General features: G+C 46.2%; 22 protein-coding genes. 12 read left to right on the top strand and 10 right to left on the bottom strand.

Translation table 11 applies throughout. The features are described from left to right. Positions 1–10: 10 nt before the first annotated feature. The 3 genes from ABZM97_RS04720 to recX form a co-directional block, all read right to left on the bottom strand. The gene (locus ABZM97_RS04720) at positions 11–1204 is read right to left on the bottom strand and encodes an MFS transporter (RefSeq protein WP_367387284.1); all 1194 of its coding nucleotides are present in this window, start codon (positions 1202–1204) and stop codon (positions 11–13) included. Positions 1205–1341: 137 nt separating this feature from the next. Continuing rightward, on the bottom strand, positions 1342–1662 hold the full coding sequence (locus ABZM97_RS04715; RefSeq protein WP_289346731.1) for a YfhH family protein: 321 nt from the start codon (positions 1660–1662) through the stop codon (positions 1342–1344). A gap of 7 nt (positions 1663–1669) precedes the next feature. After that, entirely contained in the window at positions 1670–2461 is a 792-nt protein-coding gene (gene recX, locus ABZM97_RS04710) for a recombination regulator RecX (protein ID WP_087992612.1), read from the bottom strand. A gap of 88 nt (positions 2462–2549) precedes the next feature. On the opposite strand from recX, the gene ABZM97_RS04705 reads away from it, so the two are divergent. From ABZM97_RS04705 to ABZM97_RS04695, 3 genes are all read left to right on the top strand, one after another. After that, the gene (locus ABZM97_RS04705) at positions 2550–3461 is read left to right on the top strand and encodes a TIGR01777 family oxidoreductase (RefSeq protein WP_367387283.1); all 912 of its coding nucleotides are present in this window, start codon (positions 2550–2552) and stop codon (positions 3459–3461) included. Between the two features lie 53 nt (positions 3462–3514). Beyond that, the gene (locus tag ABZM97_RS04700; RefSeq protein ID WP_003223230.1) at positions 3515–3625 is read left to right on the top strand and encodes a YfhE family protein; all 111 of its coding nucleotides are present in this window, start codon (positions 3515–3517) and stop codon (positions 3623–3625) included. Between the two features lie 66 nt (positions 3626–3691). Further along, positions 3692–3883 carry a YfhD family protein gene (locus ABZM97_RS04695; protein ID WP_087992610.1) on the top strand — a complete coding sequence of 64 codons (192 nt, stop codon included), beginning with the start codon at positions 3692–3694 and terminating at the stop codon, positions 3881–3883. A gap of 38 nt (positions 3884–3921) precedes the next feature. On the opposite strand, the gene ABZM97_RS04690 is transcribed toward ABZM97_RS04695, so the two are convergent. From ABZM97_RS04690 to ABZM97_RS04675, 4 genes are all read right to left on the bottom strand, one after another. Further along, positions 3922–4506 (bottom strand): nitroreductase, encoded by a 585-nt coding sequence (locus ABZM97_RS04690; RefSeq protein ID WP_367387282.1) that lies wholly within the window; start codon positions 4504–4506, stop codon positions 3922–3924. 86 nt (positions 4507–4592) lie between these two features. Next, on the bottom strand, positions 4593–5474 hold the full coding sequence (locus ABZM97_RS04685) for a PhzF family phenazine biosynthesis isomerase (protein WP_289346727.1): 882 nt from the start codon (positions 5472–5474) through the stop codon (positions 4593–4595). Positions 5475–5584: 110 nt separating this feature from the next. Then, positions 5585–6616 (bottom strand): iron chelate uptake ABC transporter family permease subunit, encoded by a 1032-nt coding sequence (locus tag ABZM97_RS04680; protein WP_087992607.1) that lies wholly within the window; start codon positions 6614–6616, stop codon positions 5585–5587. Further along, positions 6613–7614: an iron ABC transporter permease gene (locus tag ABZM97_RS04675; protein ID WP_202328260.1), complete on the bottom strand. Its 1002-nt coding sequence runs from the start codon at positions 7612–7614 to the stop codon at positions 6613–6615. Before ABZM97_RS04675 ends, ABZM97_RS04680 begins: the two co-directional genes overlap by 4 nt. Before the next feature lie 130 nt (positions 7615–7744). Between ABZM97_RS04675 and ABZM97_RS04670 the strand changes: the two genes are divergently transcribed. After that, positions 7745–8722, top strand: a complete 978-nt coding sequence (locus ABZM97_RS04670) for an ABC transporter substrate-binding protein (RefSeq protein ID WP_087992605.1) — start codon at positions 7745–7747, stop codon at positions 8720–8722. A gap of 17 nt (positions 8723–8739) precedes the next feature. Here the strand turns inward: ABZM97_RS04670 and mprF are convergent, their stop codons facing one another. After that, positions 8740–11310 carry a bifunctional lysylphosphatidylglycerol flippase/synthetase MprF gene (gene mprF / locus ABZM97_RS04665; RefSeq protein WP_367387281.1) on the bottom strand — a complete coding sequence of 857 codons (2571 nt, stop codon included), beginning with the start codon at positions 11308–11310 and terminating at the stop codon, positions 8740–8742. A gap of 171 nt (positions 11311–11481) precedes the next feature. Here mprF and ABZM97_RS04660 point away from each other — a divergent pair, with 171 nt between their 5' ends. Further along, positions 11482–11964, top strand: coding sequence for a MarR family transcriptional regulator (locus tag ABZM97_RS04660; protein WP_087992603.1), 483 nt, complete (start codon positions 11482–11484; stop codon positions 11962–11964). A gap of 110 nt (positions 11965–12074) precedes the next feature. Continuing rightward, entirely contained in the window at positions 12075–13631 is a 1557-nt protein-coding gene (locus tag ABZM97_RS04655; protein ID WP_367387280.1) for an MFS transporter, read from the top strand. On the opposite strand, the gene bstA is transcribed toward ABZM97_RS04655, so the two are convergent. Then, a complete protein-coding gene (gene bstA, locus ABZM97_RS04650; protein WP_367387279.1) occupies positions 13628–14164 on the bottom strand; it encodes a bacillithiol transferase BstA in 537 nt (178 codons plus the stop codon). The genes ABZM97_RS04655 and bstA overlap by 4 nt on opposite strands. A gap of 124 nt (positions 14165–14288) precedes the next feature. Between bstA and ABZM97_RS04645 the strand changes: the two genes are divergently transcribed. Both ABZM97_RS04645 and ABZM97_RS04640 read left to right on the top strand, forming a co-directional pair. After that, on the top strand, positions 14289–15542 hold the full coding sequence (locus tag ABZM97_RS04645; RefSeq protein ID WP_367387278.1) for an MFS transporter: 1254 nt from the start codon (positions 14289–14291) through the stop codon (positions 15540–15542). Then, on the top strand, positions 15508–16125 hold the full coding sequence (locus ABZM97_RS04640; RefSeq protein WP_087992600.1) for a TetR family transcriptional regulator: 618 nt from the start codon (positions 15508–15510) through the stop codon (positions 16123–16125). Before ABZM97_RS04645 ends, ABZM97_RS04640 begins: the two co-directional genes overlap by 35 nt. A gap of 35 nt (positions 16126–16160) precedes the next feature. Here the strand turns inward: ABZM97_RS04640 and ABZM97_RS04635 are convergent, their stop codons facing one another. After that, positions 16161–17249 (bottom strand): acyltransferase family protein, encoded by a 1089-nt coding sequence (locus ABZM97_RS04635; RefSeq protein ID WP_202328265.1) that lies wholly within the window; start codon positions 17247–17249, stop codon positions 16161–16163. A 502-nt stretch (positions 17250–17751) separates the two neighbouring features. Between ABZM97_RS04635 and ABZM97_RS04630 the strand changes: the two genes are divergently transcribed. From ABZM97_RS04630 to ABZM97_RS04615, 4 genes are all read left to right on the top strand, one after another. Further along, on the top strand, positions 17752–18471 hold the full coding sequence (locus tag ABZM97_RS04630) for an ABC transporter ATP-binding protein (RefSeq protein WP_367387277.1): 720 nt from the start codon (positions 17752–17754) through the stop codon (positions 18469–18471). Beyond that, positions 18468–19475: an ABC transporter permease gene (locus ABZM97_RS04625; protein WP_289346715.1), complete on the top strand. Its 1008-nt coding sequence runs from the start codon at positions 18468–18470 to the stop codon at positions 19473–19475. Before ABZM97_RS04630 ends, ABZM97_RS04625 begins: the two co-directional genes overlap by 4 nt. 16 nt (positions 19476–19491) lie before the next feature. Continuing rightward, positions 19492–20130 (top strand): NAD(P)-dependent oxidoreductase, encoded by a 639-nt coding sequence (locus tag ABZM97_RS04620; RefSeq protein ID WP_087992596.1) that lies wholly within the window; start codon positions 19492–19494, stop codon positions 20128–20130. 74 nt (positions 20131–20204) lie between these two features. Then, positions 20205–20858, top strand: coding sequence for a TetR/AcrR family transcriptional regulator (locus ABZM97_RS04615; protein ID WP_087992595.1), 654 nt, complete (start codon positions 20205–20207; stop codon positions 20856–20858). Positions 20859–20862 lie beyond the last annotated feature (4 nt).

Here is a 20862-nt window from a genome sequence, read left to right as displayed (position 1 = left end):
CAGCTGTTTTTCACCCTTTATTGACCTGATACTCATAGACGCTCTCCTTTTCTGATAAGTGGGCGAAGGTTGAAAGCACGAGTCCGCATGCGGTCATAAGCGCTCCGCCCGCAAACAGCCAGGAATAAGAACCTGTTCCGCTCAAAATCATCCCGCCGATCCACGCACCGAGCGCATTAGCAAGGTTAAACGCCGACACGCTGACAGCGGCGGCAATCGTTGTGCCGCTCTCAGAAGAGGAAATGACCTTCGTTTGCAGCAGAGGTGGTGTGCCGAATGCGCAAGCCCCAAATAAGAATGTTGCAACAATGGCTGCGGCCGAGTAAATGGCGATGTAAGGAAATACAGTCAGGACACCGATCAACCCGATCATCACACCGATCATCGTCCGAGTGAGCAGAGGAAGCGGCACTTTTCCCGCAAAGAAATTCCCCGCAACGCCTCCCAATCCGTACGCAAAGAGAGCGCCTGTAATGCCGACTGTGCTGAATCCCGCTGAATGTCTCAAAATGGGTTCGATAAAGGTGTAGGCGATAAAGACGCCGGAATAGCCTAAAATCGTAATCGCGAAGGAATACCGCACTTGTTTGTTTTTAAATACCCCCCACTCATTCATAAGCGTGGGGATCACTTTTGGTTTTCTGTTCGGAACGGCAGCCATGAGGCCCAAGAATCCGATGCCCCCAAGTGCGGTAATGATAGAAAATACCGCTCTCCAATTCAGGACATCTCCGAGATAAGAGCCGAAGGGAACACCAAGCATCAGAGCCACTGTCAGTCCGCCGTTCATTGAGGCTGCGGCTGCGGCACGCTTTTCCGGCGGAACCATTTCACTGGCAAATACCATGGCGATCGCAAAGAAAGCGCCGTGAATGGACGCGGATAAAATTCTTGAGACGGCCAATACCGCAAAATTAGGTGCCAGCGCGCTCATCAGGTTTGAAAGGATAAAAATCGCCATCAGCCCAAGCAGCACAGGCTTTCTCGGGAGCTTGACGGAAATGATGGTGACGAGCGGGCCTGTCAGACAGACGCTTGCCGCATAGGCCGTGACAAGAAGCCCCGCGGATGAAACCTGTATATGAAAGTCATTGGCAATCGACGTCAAAATCCCCATCACAGCGTATTCTGTGTATCCGATTGAAAAGGTACAAATCATAAGAACAAAAATAATAAATTTCACTGATGGTTTTTTGATACTCAACGTCGATCGCCTCCTTCGATTTTAAAAAACAACGAGTTTCATCTTAAAAGATTTATGGAGTGAATTCAATGATTTTTTCTTTAAGATTCAGTGTAAATGTGCTGCAAATAAAAAGAGGCTGATATTCAGCCTCTCTGTTACACTTGCTTCTTTTCTTGCAATACTGAGATTGGCAGCGCTTCTTCTCGCTGAGGAGACGAGGTTCTGTATCCCCATGCGAAAACGCCATTTAAATAACTGATGGTAAACTCGTCCTCAGTGTCTTCCACACGATACGTTTCTCCCGGTGAGAAATCTTCCGGAGTCAGCAAATATGCCTTTGCCATCGTAATTTTCCGTTCGAGCACTGCCAGTTCGTTGATGATCCCATGCTGTTCCGCTTTTCTTGCTTTTTCAGAAAGTGATGCGATTTCGGTATTGAGTTCGTGCGGTGTCATTTGACTGTATCGTTTCTCCATTTTTCAGCTACTCCTCTTCTTGCAGAAATTTCTCGATTAAATCGAGTGAGAATCCTTTGCGGAATAAAAATTGTTTGACCTTCATGGCGCTTTCATATGAGCCGTCAAAGCGGTATTTTCTAAACGCTTTTTCGGCGTGAAGGCGCAGCGCTTCTTTCTCTGTGTCTTCATCATTTTCATATTCAATCTGCTCTAGCGCAGCGCTGATGACATCAAATGAGAAGCCCTTGCGCTGAAGCTGCATCTGAGCGCGCTGTTTGAGTTCTTTCGTCGAAAGTTTTTTATCTTTTTTGAGAAGCTTTTCAACATGCTTCACTGCTTCTCTCGTCTGATCTTCAAAGGAAAAGGAACTTAATGCCTCCTTAATTGTATCGTCGTCGATCCCCTTCGCTCTCAGCTCTCTGAACAAAACATCAGGGCCTTTTCCGTTCGTTTTTTTGTGGGTGCTGACATAGGCCGCGGCAAATTCCTGGTCGTTTAGGTACTTATAGTCGTTGAGCTTATGGATGACTTCCGCAATTGCAGGCGCTGAGGTTTCTTTTTTCTTTAAGTGGTCCTCGACCTCTTTCGTTGACCTCATTCGGTAGGATAAAAAGTCAAGCGCACGGTTGAAGCCTTTTTTTACTTCATCACCGTATTGAATCTCAATGATGTCAAGGTCATCAAGCTCTTTTCCCTTTTTGAGCTCAAATTTTACGAGCACGTCCGCGTCCACACTGAAGGCGTATTTTTCATCCAGAAAAATATTGAAGCGTTCCGTATTCTTTTTTTGCGTTGATATTTTTGTAATAAATGGCATCTTAATCTCCCTTCTCAGGCCTGAAACGCGTTTTCTTTTATTAAAATGAGGTAAAGTATTGTTATTAGAACGATGAGGAGAGATGTTTATGAATATCGCAATGACAGGCGGAACCGGTTTTCTCGGCCAGCATCTGACAGGCGTTCTTACCCACCAGGGACACCATGTTTATATTTTATCAAGAAACGCAAGGGAAACTGAACAAAAAAATATGACATATGTTCAATGGCTGACGGAAGGAGCCGCGCCGGAGCAGGAACTTCCTCATATTGATGTCTGGATCAATCTTGCGGGAAAATCGATTTTTGGCCGCTGGACAGAAAAAACGAAGCAGCAAATCCTCTCCAGCCGTATCAATGCGACACGTGAAGTGCAGCGGCTTATTCATAAACAGAAGGAAAAACCGAAGACGCTGATTCAAGCCAGTGCCGTGGGCATATACGGCACAAGTCTTGAGAAAACCTTCACAGAGGATTCCGCAACGTCAGATGAGGATTTTCTCAGCCATACTGCACATTTGTGGGAAAAGGAAGGACAGAAAATTGAGGGGATGGGCATCCGGACGGTTTATGCGAGATTTGGCGTGATGCTTGGGGAAAAAGGCGCTCTCCCGCTTATGGTTCTTCCCTATAAGCTTCTGGCCGGCGGAACGATCGGGACGGGCAGACAGTGGCTGTCATGGATTCATGTCGAGGACGCGGCCCAGATGATCCGATATGCGATGGAAAACAGCGACATTTCAGGACCCATGAATGTCACCGCGCCAAACCCTGTGGAAATGAAGCAATTCGGAAAAACGATTGCGCGGGTGAAGCACAGCCCGCACTGGCTCCCCGTCCCGGAATTCTTTTTATCAAAGGCATTGGGTGAAATGAGTCTTCTGATTGTGAAAGGACAGCGCGCCCTGCCTAAAAAAGCGATGACCTCCGGATTTCGTTTTGCATATTCGGATCTTGAATTCGCGCTCTCACAGTTGATTACGAACCGAAAGGCTGTATAAAAACGGAAAGAAGCGTCAACCTTAAGAATAACATGGTTGAAGGAGGTCCTTTTATGGAAAAGAAGAGGGAGAAGCATCAGCAAGGCGCCAATCTGAAGAAAATGCAGGAAGTTCTTTATTCAGGCGAATTTAAAAAAGCGGAAAAAGCTGCTAAGCGCAAGTAGGAATACATAGCCCCTTTATGCCAGATACTATGTTTGTTTGATATCACTTTTTAGGGGGAATTTGATATGGGCAGAAATCATATTCACAAAAACCGTGATAAAAACAAACAAAAACTTCCTCAAGTTCCCGACGCATTAAAAAGGGAAACTGACGGTGTTTACGAAGAATATTCAAGCGAGCTTGCTGATGCGAATGACCGCGAAGCGCAAGAGCGTGCGAAAGCAGCAGACAACAGAGCGAAAAAGAAAACTCGTTAACGAAAAACCCCTTGTCTCCGTTTGAGACAGGGGGTTTTTTACATGTCGGTGAACCGTTCACGGATCGGCGTGCGCTTTTTCACTTCCGGCGCTTCGTCAGGATAGCCCGTTTGTATGATAGCGGCGAATCGTTCATGATCCTGTAAACCAAAGGCCTGATGCACCTCTTTGTCGTAAAGGATTTTTCCGCTTTTCCAAACCATGCCGATTCCTTTTTCCCAGGCAAGAAGCTGAAGATTTTGAATCAATGAGCTGGTTGCCGCAAAATCATCGTCTCGCGCTCTTTCGTTTTCATCTTCTTGAAACACGACGAGCAGAAATCCCGGTACGCGTCCAAGTGTGTTTTTGAAATTTTGAAGCTTTTCCTCTGTTATATCCGGCTTGGATTTCTTAGACAATGCTGCAAATGTGTTGATCAGATTTGCTTTTCCCGTCTCACTAGAAACGTAAATAAATCTCCATGGCTCTGTCACTCTGTGATTTGGCGCATATTTCGCCGTTTCAAGCATGTCAAGAATATCTGCTGAAGGTACTGGCTCTTGTTTAAATTTTCGAATCGATCTTCTGCTGCGTATGATGTCCCGCAGGGCTGAATGTTGATGTATCTGTTCGGTTTGAGGCATACCGTCTCACCTTCCTAAGCAATTGAAAATGATTATCATTCATAATGATAACGGATAGTGCATCTTTTTGTAAACCATCATCCGTATTAGATTTTTAGAATACGGGTTTCTGAGTAAACAGCCGTTCCTGTCATATTCACTTTCACACGGCCGCCGTCTTCGTTCATTTCGATTTCCACTTTCCCGTCTTTTCCTATTTCCTGCCCTTGTTCAATGATAAATTCTCGCTGCCCGGCATTGCCGTACTGTTTCATATAAGCCCCCATCACGCCGGATGCCGTGCCCGTCACGGGATCTTCTATCGTTCCCGAATACGGGGATGAAAAGTGGCGTCCGTGCAGGTCGCTGTCGGGATGAATGGTTTCAAAGGTAAACGGGTGGACTGAAGCGTTTGGCAGATCAACTAATACTTCCGGAAATTGTTTGTTATCAGGCACCATTTTTTTGGAGGCCTCTAATGATTTAAGCGGAACGATGGCTGTCCATATGCCAGTGCTGCCAAACACAATCGGAAGGTCTTCATGCAAATCTTCTTCAGAGATTCCTAGCGCGCCCGCAAGTTTTTCCCGATTGCCTGTAAATGGTTTGAATTGCGGAGATGCCTGTTCAAGCGTGATATGAATGCGGCCTTCTTTTTCAGAAGTCTTCACAGGCAGGATACCGGCTTTTGTCTGGATACTGTATGTTTTACCGCTCTCCAGCATTCCTTTTTCACATAGTGCGTAAAGAGAAGCAACTGTTGCATGGCCGCACAAGTTCATTTCGTGTCCAGGGGTAAAGTAACGGAGTTCAAGATCAGCCGGCTCGCTTTTCCGGATAAAGGAGGTTTCTGAATATCCGGCACGCTCAGCTATGATCTGCATCTCTTCGTCAGTGTAATGGTCTCCCTCCAATACAACGCCTGCGGGGTTTCCTTTGCCGGGACTGCTTGTAAATGCTTCATATTTTAATACCTCTATTTCTTTCACTTGTCTGCCGCCCTTTCTTTATCAATGTCTCTGTCAGTATACCAAAAATGATTATGAATTTTCAGTCATTATCAAAAAAACCCATTTTCTTTTGAAAATGGGTGTAGCCATCAAGTGTTTCTCGTTTTATAGAGCAAATAAATAAAATAAGGGGCGCCGATAGCGGCTGTAAAAACGCCGGCTGGCACTTCCACCGGAGCAAATAAGGTTCTGCCGACGATGTCAGCTGTTAGGACGAGCAACGCCCCTATGAGTGCCGACGCCGGGAGGAGCGCACCATAAGACGAGCCGACGAGGCGTCTTGCAATATGGGGCGCCATCAGCCCGACAAAACCGATTGTGCCGGCAACCGAAACCGCACAACCCGTAAGAGCCGTGCTCAAAAGAAGCAAGAAAAAACGATTGCGCTGCACGGCGCTTCCCGCACCCGCCGCAATATCTTCGCCCAGCACCTGTATATTCATATTTTTCAGCGCGATAAAACAAATAAAAATGAGAATGACAGATAAGATAATAGCCATTTTCACATGCTTCCAGTTTGATCCATAAACTGATCCAGTGATATACACATTGGCTTGTGATGCTCGGTAAATTGGGCCTTTGATCATCAGCAGGGTGGTCAGCGCCTGTGCCGACATTGAAAATCCGATCCCGATAAGCACCAGCCGAAATGTGGAGGCGCCATTTTTGTATGCCAGTAAATAGACGATGAGCCCAACAGCTGAGGCACCGATAAATGCAGCCGCCGGAAGCCATGACAGACTGATCGTAAGTGAACTGCTGCGGTCTGAAAAGAACATCATCACAAGCACGACTGCTACCGCCGCTCCCCCCGTTATTCCGATAATATCCGGAGATGCGAGAGGGTTTCTGACGAGCCCCTGCAATATCGCGCCTGCCGCCGCCAAGCAGACGCCGGCGCATAAAGCGGTCAAAATTCTTGGCAGGCGGAATGACATGATCATCAGTTCATCCAGCTTGGAGCCTGCACCAAAAAATGTTTTTGCCACATCCCAGGGAGGAATAAACCTTTGTCCGAGACCAGCGCTAATGATCAGTACAGCCGCTGTTAATCCCAGTAAAACGAAAAAGACGATCCATGCTTTCTTTTCAGCCGCGGTAACGCCAAAACGAAGTTTCATAGTTTTGCCCCCCTTCTTGCGATGTATACAAACACAGGCATACCGATGATGGCTGTCATGACCCCGACAGGAACTTCCTGAGGCATAATGATATATCGGGCCCCGATATCCGCGGCAACAAGCATAACCGCACCCAAAACAGCGGAAAACGGCAGAATCCAGCGATAATCATTGCCGACGATAAACCGCGCAAAATGCGGAATAATGATGCCGATAAAGGAAATCGGCCCGGCAATGGCCACAGCAGATCCGGCAAGCAAGACAACACAAAGCGCCATCACAAATTTCAGCAGGCCCGTTTTTTGGCCGAGTCCTTTTGCCACATCTTCTCCCATAACGAGGAGATTCATTTTCTGGCCAAGAAAGAAGCTGATCATAAGCGCTGCGGCTGCATATGGAAGCATTGTCATCAGCAGATCCAGACTCCTGCCCTGCACAGAGCCGGTCAGCCAAAAAAGCACCTGAGCGAGCTCGAGTTCATTGACAGAAAGCAAGCCTTGTGTCAGAGAAGAAAACATGGCCGCCATGGCAGCCCCCGCCAGCGTCAATTTGATTGGCGTCAGCCCTTCCCTTCCAAGCGAGCCTGCGGCATAGACGATAGCAGCGGTAAATGTTGCACCGAGAAAAGAGCTCCATACTAGCGCCTGAGGTGATTGAATATGCAGAAAAAACGATCCGGCAACAATAAAAAAACCGGCACCGGCGTTAACTCCGAAAATCCCCGGTGACGCGAGCGGATTTTTTGTGAGCGCCTGCATGAGAACGCCTGCGGCTGCAAGCGAGGCGCCGACAACTGTGGCAACCACTGCACGCGGGAGCCTGACGTCTTTGATGATGACATGTTCATTTGTACCGTTGAAAGAAGTAAACGCCTGATAGACCTGTCCCCATGACGTACCTGTATAGCCGTAAACAACGCTTGCACAGACAGCCGCCAATAAAGTCAAAATCAGACATACTAACACAATCCATTTTGAAGATGCCTTTTTGCAGATCATGATCTAATTCTCCTAGTTTTTTACTATGTCATGTTTGTTTTTGAGAATAATCCTCAATTAGGGATTGACACTCTCAACACTGCTTATTATGATCTAAATGATAATGAATTTCAATATTGGGAGGAAAAAGATGAAAAAGCGCATCAGCACGCTATTCGTATTTTTAATGGCCCTTATGGTGCTTTCTGCCTGTAATAGTTCAGAAAGTTCAAGCGACAGCGAGGGGACAAGCAGCAAAACCAGAACGGTTAAACATGCAATGGGGACATCAGACAACATTCCCGCCAATCCAAAACGGATTGTTGTTTTAACAAATGAAGGAACAGAGGCGCTCTTAGCGCTTGGCATTAAGCCTGTCGGAGCCGTAAAGTCATGGAAGGGCGACCCGTGGTATGACTATCTGAAAGATGACATGAAAGGTGTTAAAAACGTCGGTCTTGAAACGGAACCGAATGTGGAAGCGATCGCAGAATTAAAGCCTGATTTGATTATTGGCAACAAAGTGCGCCAGGAAAAAATATATGATCAGTTAAATGCGATTGCGCCGACCGTTTTCGCCGAATCTTTGGCTGGGAACTGGAAGGAAAACCTGACTCTATATGCCAACGCGTTGAATAAGGCGGACAAAGGCAAGGAAGTCATTGCCGATTTTGATAAACGCGCTGCCAATTTAAAAGAAAAGCTTGGCGATCAGACAAATAAAACCGTTTCTGTCGTACGCTTTTTATCCGGCGAGTCAAGAATCTATTATACCGATTCATTCTCGGGGATTATTTTAGACCAGCTTGGCTTTAAACGCCCTGAAAAACAGGTGGAGCTGTTTAAGAAACAGAAAGATCAATTTACGTTCTCAACAGACAGTAAAGAGTCCATTCCTGAAATGGATGCCGATGTGCTGTTTTATTTCACGTATAAAGCCGATAACGCAAAAGAAAATGAAAAATGGGCCAGCCAGTGGACGAGCAGTTCACTATGGAAAAACCTGAAGGCCGTGAAGTCAGGTAACGCCCATGAAGTCGATGACGTCGTATGGACAACCGCAGGCGGAATTAAAGCGGCAAACTATCTGCTTGATGATATTGAAACCTATTTCTTAAAGGCGAAATAAAAAAGGACTCCGTCTGGTTAGACGGAGTCTTTTTTGCTTTTACCGATCAGCCGCGTAACGAGGAACATGGTGACAGAAAGAGATCTGTTTTTCCGGTACGCCAAGTATTTGCCGCGCCACTCCGGTTTATATTTTTCTTTAAAGGCCCTGAGCCCGCTGAAACTGTACATGTATCTGACATTATTAAAAATGACAGCGGCAAATCTTTCTGACCAGAAGGATGTAAAGGCGGTGCCGACATTGGCCAAGGGCGCCATTCCCATGTTAAACGACGTGCAGCCTTCCTCCTTCGCCCATAAAAACATGCGGATGAACAATGCGTCCATAATGCCGTTCGGGGCGTCATCGCGGTAGCGCATCAGATCGACTGAGATTTCCCCTTCCTGATACATCGGCATGACATTTGCGAAGGCAACGATCTCTCCTTCTGCATTTTTCATGTAGGCGATCGGCGCTTTCTGTAAATATGAAGGATCAAAAAATCCGAGCGAGAACCCCTTCTCCTTTTTCGAGCCGAGCCATTCATCCGAGATTTGTTTCAGTTCCTCCAAAAACGCATCAGAAAATGGGGGATGATCGATATGGAAGGTATATCCCTCCCGCTCAAAGCGGTTATTGATTGCCCGAAGACCGGCTTTTTTCTTCCCGGTCAAGGTAAATGTATTTAAATCCACATAGGCTTCCTCGCCCAGTTTAAAGAAGTTATAGCCGAAATCGTGATACAGCGCCATGTCCTCTCGTTCAATTTGATAGAACAGAACACTGAATCCTTTCTGATGCGCTTCGTTCAGAAATTCTTCCAGCACGAGCGGGAACGATTCTCTTCGGCCTGACGGATCGCCGAGCACGACCAGCCTTCTGGCGATTTTCCCAAACAGAAGCAGTGCATTCCCATCACTTGAAAAATAAAACCGCTTATCTCCAAGATAGCCGAGGTGGCTCAGCGCGTTCCCGCCATTTTGATTTAAAAATAAAGCAAGGCGATCGGGATCAGCTTTTTCCCCGATTGGTTTTGTCTTTTTATGATACACCACTGTAAATAAAAAGAAGAACAGCGGCACAATGATGATCGCCATGATAGTTGCATAGGTAATATGCGAGTCGCTGTGGACGAAATATTCGTGGCGCATCACCTTCTTCATATGTTCCCAAATGAAACCTGCAATGACGTTATAGTTAAAGAGCGCCACAGTGAAAAGCGCTGCAGCGAAAATCATTTGTCCGAGCGTATAGGATGCCTGTTCTCGAACAAATTGTTTTTTCAATAGCACAAGCAATACAATAATCACCGGCAGTACGAATATCGCACTGATGTTGAGTCCTTTTAAGAAGCTGAACACAAAACCGCCGACAAGCGCTGTAATCGCCATCGTATAGGAGCGTTTTGTCCGTTTATAAAGCTCGATAGGCAAAATCAGCAATATAAGCGCTGAGCTTAAGGACAGGCCGTTGAACAGCAAAAGGGCCGGGCGCGGAATGTGCGGAATAACCGTCAGCCTGTCAATCGGCAAAGATACTGAAGCCAGGACAATCAGCCCGGCAACAAACACAATAAGGGAAAGCGAGCCCTGCAAAATTCTTAGTAATATCGCCCGCTGGACGACAAGCAAAACGTTTGTCGTCTCAATTGCCGGTGCGATGCGCGGATTCGTTTCGAGCCGTCTCATTGTATTTTCGGTCAGGTTGCCGGCAGCAAAGAACAATCCCAGACCGAATGGGATAAATGAATAGACGATCCTGTACAAGAGAATAGATGTCACAATGGCCTCCTGATGATAGCCAAGCTGCTCCATCCCGAGCAAAAACAAAAGGTCAAATGAGCCCAAGCCGCCCGGCACGAGACTAATCATCCCTCCGATCGCCGCAATGACGAATACCCCGAACACATACCGGATATCAGCATGAATACCCATGGCGAACAAAGACAGATAGATGACGCCTCCAGCCATTAGCCATTCGGCAACGGAAGCGCCGATATAAGCGAAAATCGGATTTTTCACTTTGTCCGCATTTTCTTCGTCTCCGGTTTTACGGCCTTTTAATTTAGAAACCGCTAGTGATAGCGGCAATAACAGCGCGAAACCGATAATGACCGCCCACAGCCAAGGCTTTTCATGAATCACTTCATCCACTGGCAGCACTCGTGCGGCGACGAAAATGCTGAAAACAGATAACCCGAGAAGCATTGAGGATGTAAGCCAGGCGATTCCTTTTACGAGCGCCTTATGGTCTTTCGTATGCTCTTTATAAAACATCATTCTTAACCCGACTCCGGCTAAACCGCCGAACCCGAGCACATTATTAAATGAATTGGCGATCCAGGAAACCCTGAATACCTTTCCGTTTGTGATCGAAAGGCGCAGTGAGTATTTCAAGACATAATCATACAGCGACATGGCCGCAACAGCCAGCAAGCCGACCAATACAAGGATAAATAAGTCCGTACGTTCCAGGCCGTTGATGACCATGAGCGTGCGTTTGAATGACAGATTTGTCAGTTCTTTTTTTGATTGATAAATAACAAATAGTAAAACCGCAATAGGAAAAACAATTTTTAAAACGGATAAAGCATTCTTTTTAATCAGCAATGGTCTCTCCAATCATATTCTAGTTCAATCTGCTTCCCTAATAATCTCCCACTCATTATACACTACCGTTATTTTTCGGACAAAGTCCCGCATGCGGTTTCTGCTCACTTTCTTTCGAGAGTGAAAATCGAGTAATATGGTAAGAGGAGCGAATGATGAGGAAGTGATGAAATGGAATATAATTTACATGATACAACGGTATTAAACGAAAACATTCTTTCATCTGAGGAACGGGAAATATGGGTGCTTTATATGAAAGTCTTAACCTCTGCCGGGCTCGGTGACGTGTCCGAGTGGATGAAGCTGGATATGAGCATGCCGCAAATGAAAGTGCTGATGCTATTAAACAACCATGGAACACTGAAAGTAAGCGACATTGCTGAAAAAATGGGGGCTTCCCTGTCCAATACAACAGGGCTGCTTGACCGCCTTGAGAAATCAGGGTTTGTCAAACGCTCACATTCTGAAGAGGATCGCCGCTCAGTGGTTGTTCAGTTGACTGAGAATGCAAAAAATATTTTTCGTGGTCTTTATGAAAAGGGCCACCTGAAATTAAAGCGTTCCCTTGAACTGCTGTCTCCTGAAGAAAAGCGGGCTGTTTCCGAAGGGCTTTCTATCCTTTCAAAAGCGTTAGAGAAAGTGAAAAAAGAATAAATTTTTAAGTCTGTCCTCCGCAAACCGCGGAAGCAGGCTTTTTTTATTTGACATTTAGTTCATTATGAATGAATAATATATTCAAAGTGAACAAAAAGGGGTTGATGAATATGTCTGAAGCATCGGTAGAGCAGAAAAGCCAAAAGTGGGCGATCAGCCTGTTTACCATCGGTGTGTTTATGGCTGCGCTGGATAACGGAATTATTTCGGCGGCTTTAACAACGATAAACGAGTCGTTTGCCGTTTCTCCTTCCTGGGGGTCGTGGGGCATTACCCTTTATACGCTCGGCCTTAGCGTCAGTGTGCCAATCGTCGGAAAGCTTTCCGATCGCTACGGCAGAAAGAAACTCTTTCTCATTGAGGTTTGCCTGTTCGGACTTGGTTCTTTGCTTGTTGCTTTGAGCCAAAGCTTCCCGCTCTTTCTGATCTCACGGCTGATTCAGGCGCTTGGGGGCGGCGGGATTTTCATTATCGGCAGCTCACACATTCTCGCTACTCTTCCAAAAGAAAAACAGGGGAAGGCGCTTGGGCTGCTTGGCGCGATGAACGGGATGGCCGCTGTGCTCGGGCCGAATATCGGAAGCTTTCTGCTTGACTGGACCGGATCTTGGCATTGGCTGTTTTTGATTAATCTGCCGATTGCCGTGTTATTGGTTGTTTTCGGTGCATGTTTTATTGCAGAAACAAAAGCGCCTGAAGCTAAACGCCTTGATACGGCGGGAATCCTCCTTCTATCCCTGTCGATTTTAGCTGTGATGTACGGTATGACGAATCTTGACGGGGCAAATCTCTTAAACAGCTTGGGAGATCTAGAGGTTTATGGATGTATTGGTTTTGGCATTCTTTGTTTTGCAGGGCTTATCTTGTTTGAAAGGCGGGTTGAAATGCGCGGGGGCGATCCGATTTTGGCGTATTCTCTGCTGCGCAACCACATGTTTCAGCGCACGCTTATTATCGGTTTGTTATCTGGCGGACTCTTGGCGGCGGTCATTTTTATCCCGTCATATGTTGAGCAGTATTTGGGTGTCCCTGCTGCAAAAGCAGGTTATTGGATGACACCGCTTGCGTTAGCTTCAGGAATCGGCGCTTGGCTCGGCGGAGCGCTTACCGACAAAAAAGGTCCGGTGAAAACCGTTATTCTTTCGGGAATCATTTCATGTGCGGGATTTGCTTTATTTCCGCTTTGGGTGACGGAGAAATGGGAGTTTGTAATCGCTAGTGTGGCGGCAGGCATCGGTTTTGGCTTTCTGTTAGGCGCGCCGCTGAACGTCCTTGTATCAGAGGCGGCGAAAACGAATAAAGGCACAGCGCTTGGCACGCTTTCATTGGTCAGGCAAATCGGACTGACATTGGCGCCTACTCTTTATGCAGGTTTTATCACAGCCGGTTTTGACCAAATCGGTGATGAAATCAAAAACCGCTTATCGGATAGCGGACAATCAGAAACGGCGATGCAAGCGATTCCGAAAATCGACAGTTCTGATGTTTCTGCTTTACAAGCACAAATCGAACGCATTCCCGTGCCTGAAGTCAAAACCGCGATAAGCGATGCCATTCACGCGAGTGTCGCCAGCGGCTATGATCATTTATATGCGGCGGCGGCTGTGATTTCACTGCTGGTGATTGCTGCTATGACTCTTCCGGCTTTCCGCCGGCAAAAGCGTTAAGACCACCCCATCCGTTTGGAAAGCTCCGTAATATGGGCGATATGATGATGTGAGTGCCAGACATACAGCCCCAGTGCGTTCTCCAGGGTCATGATTTCTTTTGTGTCGGGGTGATAAAAACCACATTGAAATTGCTGATCCGTCAGGGTGCGAAGAAGAGCCGCCCATCGCCCGTGAAGCGCCTGCAAAAGTGCGAGTGAACCGCTCAGATCAGCTGTTTTCGGGTCCTTTAGCTCCGACCACGCTTTTTCATCATATGGACGGATGTTCGGTGTCTCTTCCGTCAAGCTCAGCTTAAAACGAATATAGCTGTTCATATGACTGTCAGCCAGATGGTGAACAACTTGCCGAACGGTCCATCCCCCGTCCCGGTACGGTGTGTCAAGCTGGCTGTCCGTCATGCCTTCAACGGCTTGTTTCAGTTTTGCCGGCACTTCTTCAAGGGCTTGAATCCATTCTGCTTTTTGCTCCTTCGATACAGATTTCCTCGGTTTGTATTCTCCAATTGGATAGCTTAGATTGGCTATTGTCATGTACGTTCTCCCTTCTGATTCATCTTCTCCTTTATTTTACAAGAAAAAGATTGTATCTTGCGATTATTTCTCATACAATAAAAAACGACACTAGTGTCATTTTTAGTAAACAGGAGGATGAATCATGGAAAAACCGTTGTTTCGTAATCAAAAAGGGCTGATGACACTGTTAGCCTCGCAAACCATTTCTTCACTTGGAGACTGGCTTCACATTTTGGCCGTGCTAACGTTAGCCGCTTTTCAGCTTCACGCTTCACCGTTAGATATGTCATTTTTGATGATGTCCTTCGCTTTGCCTGTCATTGTACTCGGTCCGGTATCAGGTTTGCTTGCCGACCGCTTTGACAGAAAAACGATCATGTTTCTATCGGAAATCGGCCGTGCCCTCACCGTTATCAGCTGCGTTTATGTCAGTGAGCTTTGGCAGCTTTACGTATTGCTAAGCCTCCAGAGCTGTTTTTCTTCACTTTTTTCACCTGCTAAAAACGGGAAGCTTAAGGAATTGACTCCAGAAGCGCACATTCAGCAGGCCGTTTCCGTCAGCAGCATCATTGATAACAGCTCTAAAATTTTCGGTCCTGCCCTCGGCGGCATGCTGATCGGCACAGTCTCTATTCATTCTGTTTTCTATATCAACGCCGGCGCCTTTCTTCTATCCGCTGTTATTTTGTTTTTTCTCCCCAAAGATGCTTTTTTACCAAAAGCCCATACACCTCAAGAAAAAACATCGGCACTTGCTTCTATAAAAGAAGGCCTTCAGTTTATGAAACGGGTGCCGCTTCTTTTAACAGGCTTGCTCACCGCTTGTATTGTTCTCTTTGTTTTGCAGATTGGTGATTCGCAGGCGATCATTCTCATCCGCTCCTTTTCCGGCGCTCCTCCCGAGCTTGCAGGCTGGTGCATGGCCGTAAGCGGAGCCGGAATGCTCCTTACAGCGGCAATTGCCGGCAGGCGGCGAATCACTTCTTATTTGCTTTATTTCTCAGCTGGAACCTTCCTGCTTGGAATAGCGGCTGGGGGTGTGCCATTTCTCAGCGGCATGGGAATAGCCGGCATCGCTCTTTTTATTTTCGCTTTTTTCATCATGGGAGCGGCTTTCGGTCTTGTCCATATTCCTTTTCAAATTCTCGTGCAGACAACAGTGCCTGTCGATTACAGCGGCAGGGTGTTTGGCGCCATTCAGAGTGCGACGACCCTCGCCTCCATCCTCGGCATGGCGGGCGGGGGCGTACTGGCGGAATGGATCGGTGTATCACTTGCATTTCTTGTCTGCGGCTGCTTGCTGATCATGGTTGGGTTGATTACACTTGTAGGTAAGAAAATTGCAGAAAGCAGGCGATATCTTGTCACCGAAAGTAACAAAGGAGCACAAGGATAAACGGCAGGCCGAGATTTTAGAGGCTGCCAAAACCGTTTTTAAACGAAAAGGATTCGAATTAACGACAATGAAAGACGTTGTGGAAGAGTCAGGTTTTAGCCGAGGCGGTGTCTATCTTTATTTTTCAAGCACTGAGGAGATGTTTCGCCGCATCATTGAAGCCGGGCTTGATGAAGGGCTCCGAAAGCTTGATAAATCAGCTGAGCACCAAAGCGTTTGGGCCGCCATTTCCAGCTACTTGGATGAACTGGCTGATGGCCTGCTTGATGCAGCGGATACATTGGCGCCGGTGCAATTTGAATATTTGGTAACAGCTTGGCGCAATGAAGAGCGGCGGCAGTATTTGGAGAAACGGTATGATCTTTTTGTAGAAAGGTTTTCAAAGCTATTGCAAAAAGGAATTGATCAGGGGGAATTTCAGCCTCTGCAGCCGCTGGCGACGATTGCGAAGTTTTTCCTCAATATGAATGACGGCATCATCCAGAACGCGCTTTATTTCGATGAGGAAAAGGCTGATGTATCTGGACTTGCTGAATCTGCAAAATTATATTTCAAAACGGTACTGCAAGTGGATGAGAAATAAAAAACACGGCAGGAGAGAGGCTCCTGCCGTGTTTTTCACCCTGCGTGATCACCCACTTCTACTGTTACTTTTTTCTGTTTTGGCTGATAGACCTTCCCCACAAATAAATAACCGTATTTGAATTTATTCAATGCCCATGAGGTCAGGATCGGACCGGCTGTGCACACGGCAAACAACAGAAGAACAGCAGGTACGGCAGGAATTCCTGGCATGTTTGTAAACAAAACATAGCCTATGATCATAAAATAGGCATGCAGCAGATAAATCGAAAAGGAATAGTTGCTGATAAACATCACGATTTTCGGCACATGCTTCATGTTAGAAAACAAGTGAAAGCACAGGAAAATCACGCTTGTCGAATACAGCATAATATCAGGCCGTTTCGAACTGATCATGCCGGTTTCTCCGCCATAAGAAACAGTGACAACCAGCGCAGCAGAAGCTAGCGCGGCGCCGTATATCACCCAGCGGTATTGGTTCAGCAGCGCTAAAAAACGCTTGTACTCTTTTCCGCAATAGTAGGCCAGACAAAAGTAGAAAAGCCAGCCTGTGAACGGAACCCAGAAGAATGGAAACGCCCCTCCCTCTTCAGAAGCAGGAGCCGGGCTGGCTGCTGAGAAATAGCTTAAATAAGCGGCTGTCACCACAAATGAGATGGACAGCACCCATTTCGGCGATGCTTTTTTCAAATACTCATGAAAAATTATATGCAGAATGTAAAACTGAAAGATAACGAGAATAAAGTATCCGATAAAGTTTCCTAACAATACGTTCGCCAGGTATTTTTGCACAAACGCGAGAAAGGTCACCTCTCCTCCCATCGCACTGGTCATCAACAGTGCATCAATAGACGCGATAAATAAAAAAGGAACGAAAATCACTTTTCCCCGTTTCTTTAAAAAACCGTCCGGAACCCCATCAGGATAAGAACGGGCCAGCAAAAATTCAGAGATGAAAATGAAAGCAGGCGTGCTGAACATCAGGAGTGTGCGAAAAGAATCTACGGTGTGAGAAATATTAGCGAGAGCTTCTGCCTGAAGCATCAGGACCATTGAAATGATATGGAGCAGGACAACACATAAGCACGAAATGCAACGGATCATAAAAATTTCTTTAATTTGCATAACAGCGCTCCTTTATTACAAATTTTTAGAAATCGTTGGTTGTACCTTAACACACCTGCTCTAATTGAAAAAGTGGCTGATGTCTTATCTTTCTCTATGCATGAAAGACTAGCAGCCATATATATCCCTGATTTTTTGATAGGCGCTCTCCAGCCATTTGTTCTGTACATCCAGAGTGCTATGTTTAACGTGTGAAAACAAAGTCCTATTCACATGTTCGAACCCGCAAAATTGCAAAATGCCTTTCTTAACGGTAACCCGATCCGCATTACGTCTTATCCGATTCATATACGGGCGCATCAGCCGTCTTTTCATAACCTTTAGGAAGCGTCCTCGGTTTCTTGTTCATGCTTCAAAACCATAGTCACATACGATAGAATGTTTCAAATACATATTTCCATAGTATAGAAGTGAGTGATTACTCACTTTACAATCTCCTCCATTCATGATAATTTATAGATGAGTGATTACTCACTTTTAAAAATAAGGAGGTCAGATTAATATGGACATCATAGAATTGCGGGATGTCAGCAAACGATTCAGCACCAAAACAGTTTTAGAGCCTCTCACCTTTTCTGTGAAACAGGGCGAAATCTTTGGATTGCTGGGCCCCTCCGGATCAGGAAAAACGACGCTGATTAAAATGATGATCGGGATGCTGAAGCCATCAACAGGTACAGTTGCTGTGTGCGAAACGCCGATGCCGAATTTGAACATGTTTCACCGTATCGGTTATATGGGCCAGTCTGACGCGCTTTATGAAGATTTGACCGCAAAGGAAAATCTTTCATTTTTTGCCGGACTGTTTGGAATGAGGGGAAAACGAAAGCGCGAGCGGATGAATCAGGTTCTTCACTTGGTCGACTTGACTGAACATGCCGACAAGAAAGTGAATGCTTTTTCTGGAGGGATGAAAAGAAGGCTGTCCCTTGCGATAACACTCGTTCACGAGCCGGACGTTTTCGCTCTTGATGAACCGACGGTCGGGATTGACCCCGTTTTGCGCCGGGCGATCTGGGAGGAACTCGGCCGCCTGAAAGAAAACGGAGCCGCCATTGTTGTGACGACACATGTTATGGACGAGGCTGAAAAATGCGACCGGCTTGGGCTGATCAGGGATGGTAGGATGATTGACAGCGGTTCGCCTAACGAACTGATGAACAAATACGAAGCAGCATCTATTGAAGATGTTTTTCTTCTTTCAGGAGGAAACCCAACATGAGAGTAGCTGTACTTGCTGTAAAAATCATTCTGCAATTTTACCGGGATAAACGAACACTTCTTTTGATGCTGCTGGCTCCGCTTTTGGTCTTGACTTTGGTTCACCTCATCCTTGATCATAAGGAGGACTCATTTCATGTCGGAGGGTATCATCTGCCGGACGAAATGACACAGCAGCTGGAGACAAAAGACATCAAAGTGACGGAATTTTCAAACGCCGATGCAAAACAGCATATAGATGATGACCAGATGGACGCGTTTATTTCATTCACGGATCAGCATATGAAAGTAACACTTGATGGCAGCCAATCTAAGAATGAACAATTGCTTCAGATCATCACAGCTGAAGGCAATCAGCAAAAACAGCCGGCAGAGATCTCTTATGCGTACGGCAAAGAGGATTTGAGCACGTTTGATTATACCGGTCCGACATTGATCGGCTTATTTATTTTCTTCTTTGTCTTTTTAATCGCTGGTATTTCTTTTTTAAGAGAACGGACGAACGGCACGCTTGACCGGATTCTCTCAACGCCTCTGCGCCGCTGGGAAATTGTGGCCGGCTATGGATTAGGGTTTGGATTGTTTACAACCCTCCAATCTTTGTTGATCACTTGGTATGCTGTTCAAATCCTCGGATTGTACCAGGATGGATCGTTCTGGCTTGTTTTGCTCGTAACGGTCATGCTTTCTTTGACAGCACTAACACTTGGCACATTTTTATCCGCGTTTGCCAATAACGAACTTCAGCTGATTCAATTTGTTCCGCTCGTCATCGTGCCGCAGGTGTTTTTCTCAGGTCTATTCCCGATGGACAGTCTGGCAAGCTGGCTACAGTCATTGCAGCTGGTGATGCCCCTGTACTACGGGGCCGACGCCTTACAGCTGATTATGATGAAAGGTCAAGGCGTCTCACATATTACGTCTGATTTGCTTATACTGGCGGGCTTCACCATTTTATTCGCATTATTAAACATTCTCATTTTGAAAAAATATCGAAGACTGTAAAAGAGGTGTTTTCTGATTGACAAATCGAAGTGAAAAAATCGCTATTATCGGCGGAACGGGTAAAGCCGGCCGCTTTATTGCCGGTCAGGCTCTTGAAAAAGGCTATCAAGTCCGCATGCTCGTCCGGCACCCGGAGCGGCATCCCCATCTTGATGAAAGAATAGAAGTCATTCGCGGAGATGCCCAGCATCCCCAAAGCATCCGCACGCTGCTGGAAGGATGCAGCGCCGTCATCAATACGTTTGGACAGCCTGAGAGAGCTGTCCCGTTATACAGTACAGTGACAGAACTCATCCTTACTGTCATGGAAGAATACAACATAGACAGATATATCGGTGTGACCGGCGCTTCGTTAGATATCGAAGGCGACCGAAAATCATTGGTTTATAGAATAGGCGCGCTTCTCTTTCGCCTCCTCTATCCGCAAATGATCGCCGACAAAAAGAAAGAGCTTCATATAGTAATAGACAGCGGATTGGACTGGACGCTTGTCCGCCTTCCTTTTGTAACAGAAGCTCAGGCTCAAGGCGCTGTAAAAGTTGATTTCCTCAATTCACCCGGAATGAGGATTACCAATTCAGATATTGCTGCCTTTTTGGTTCAGCAGATTGAGGGTCATTCCTTTTCACAAAAAACACCGTTTATCTCAAATTAACAGCGGGATTGGTTGTGTTCCCTGTCCGCCTTTTCTATAATAAAGGGAACAGGCTTTCAGAAGGAGTACGAACAATGGATGCGAAATCTCTTGAAGAATTATTGTATATAGAAGGCGAACAAATGAAAATGAGCGAAAAACAGCGGCTCATTCTGAATGCGGCTATTGAAATGTTTGCCGAAAAAGGTTTTGCCTCAACATCCACAAGCGAAATAGCAAAAAAAGCCGGCGTTGCTGAAGGGACGATTTTCAGGCATTATAAGACGAAAAAGGATTTGCTGTTGTCAATTGTAATGCCGACGGTAACAAAGGTCGTTGCTCCCGCTTTTGCCAAAAACTTCAGCAAAGAAGTGTTTGAGCAGGATTATCCGTCTTATGAGGTGTTCATTCGGGAAATGCTGAACAACCGCTTTGAATTTGTTAAAAAGCACTTCCCCGTGTTGAAGATTTTTATTCAGGAAGCCTTCTATCAGGAAGAATTCAGAAATGTGTATAAGCAGGTCTTCAATGAACACGTATACGATAAGTTCAAGCACATTATCGAGCATTTCCAAAGCACCGGCGAACTGCGGGACCTTCCGGCGGATACCATCATCCGCACGACGATCTCTTCTATCATCGGACTTATCATTACTCGATTTTTGCTGATGGGAGAAGAAATGGATGAAGAGCTTGAAAAAGAGCGGACGATTCAATTTATTTTGTATGGAGTTAAACAAAAAAGATGAGCGC

This window comes from Bacillus vallismortis, assembly GCF_040784915.1.
GTDB lineage: Bacteria > Bacillota > Bacilli > Bacillales > Bacillaceae > Bacillus > Bacillus subtilis_G.
Note: the sequence above shows the minus strand (reverse complement) of the source record. Positions and strands in the feature narration are given on the sequence as shown.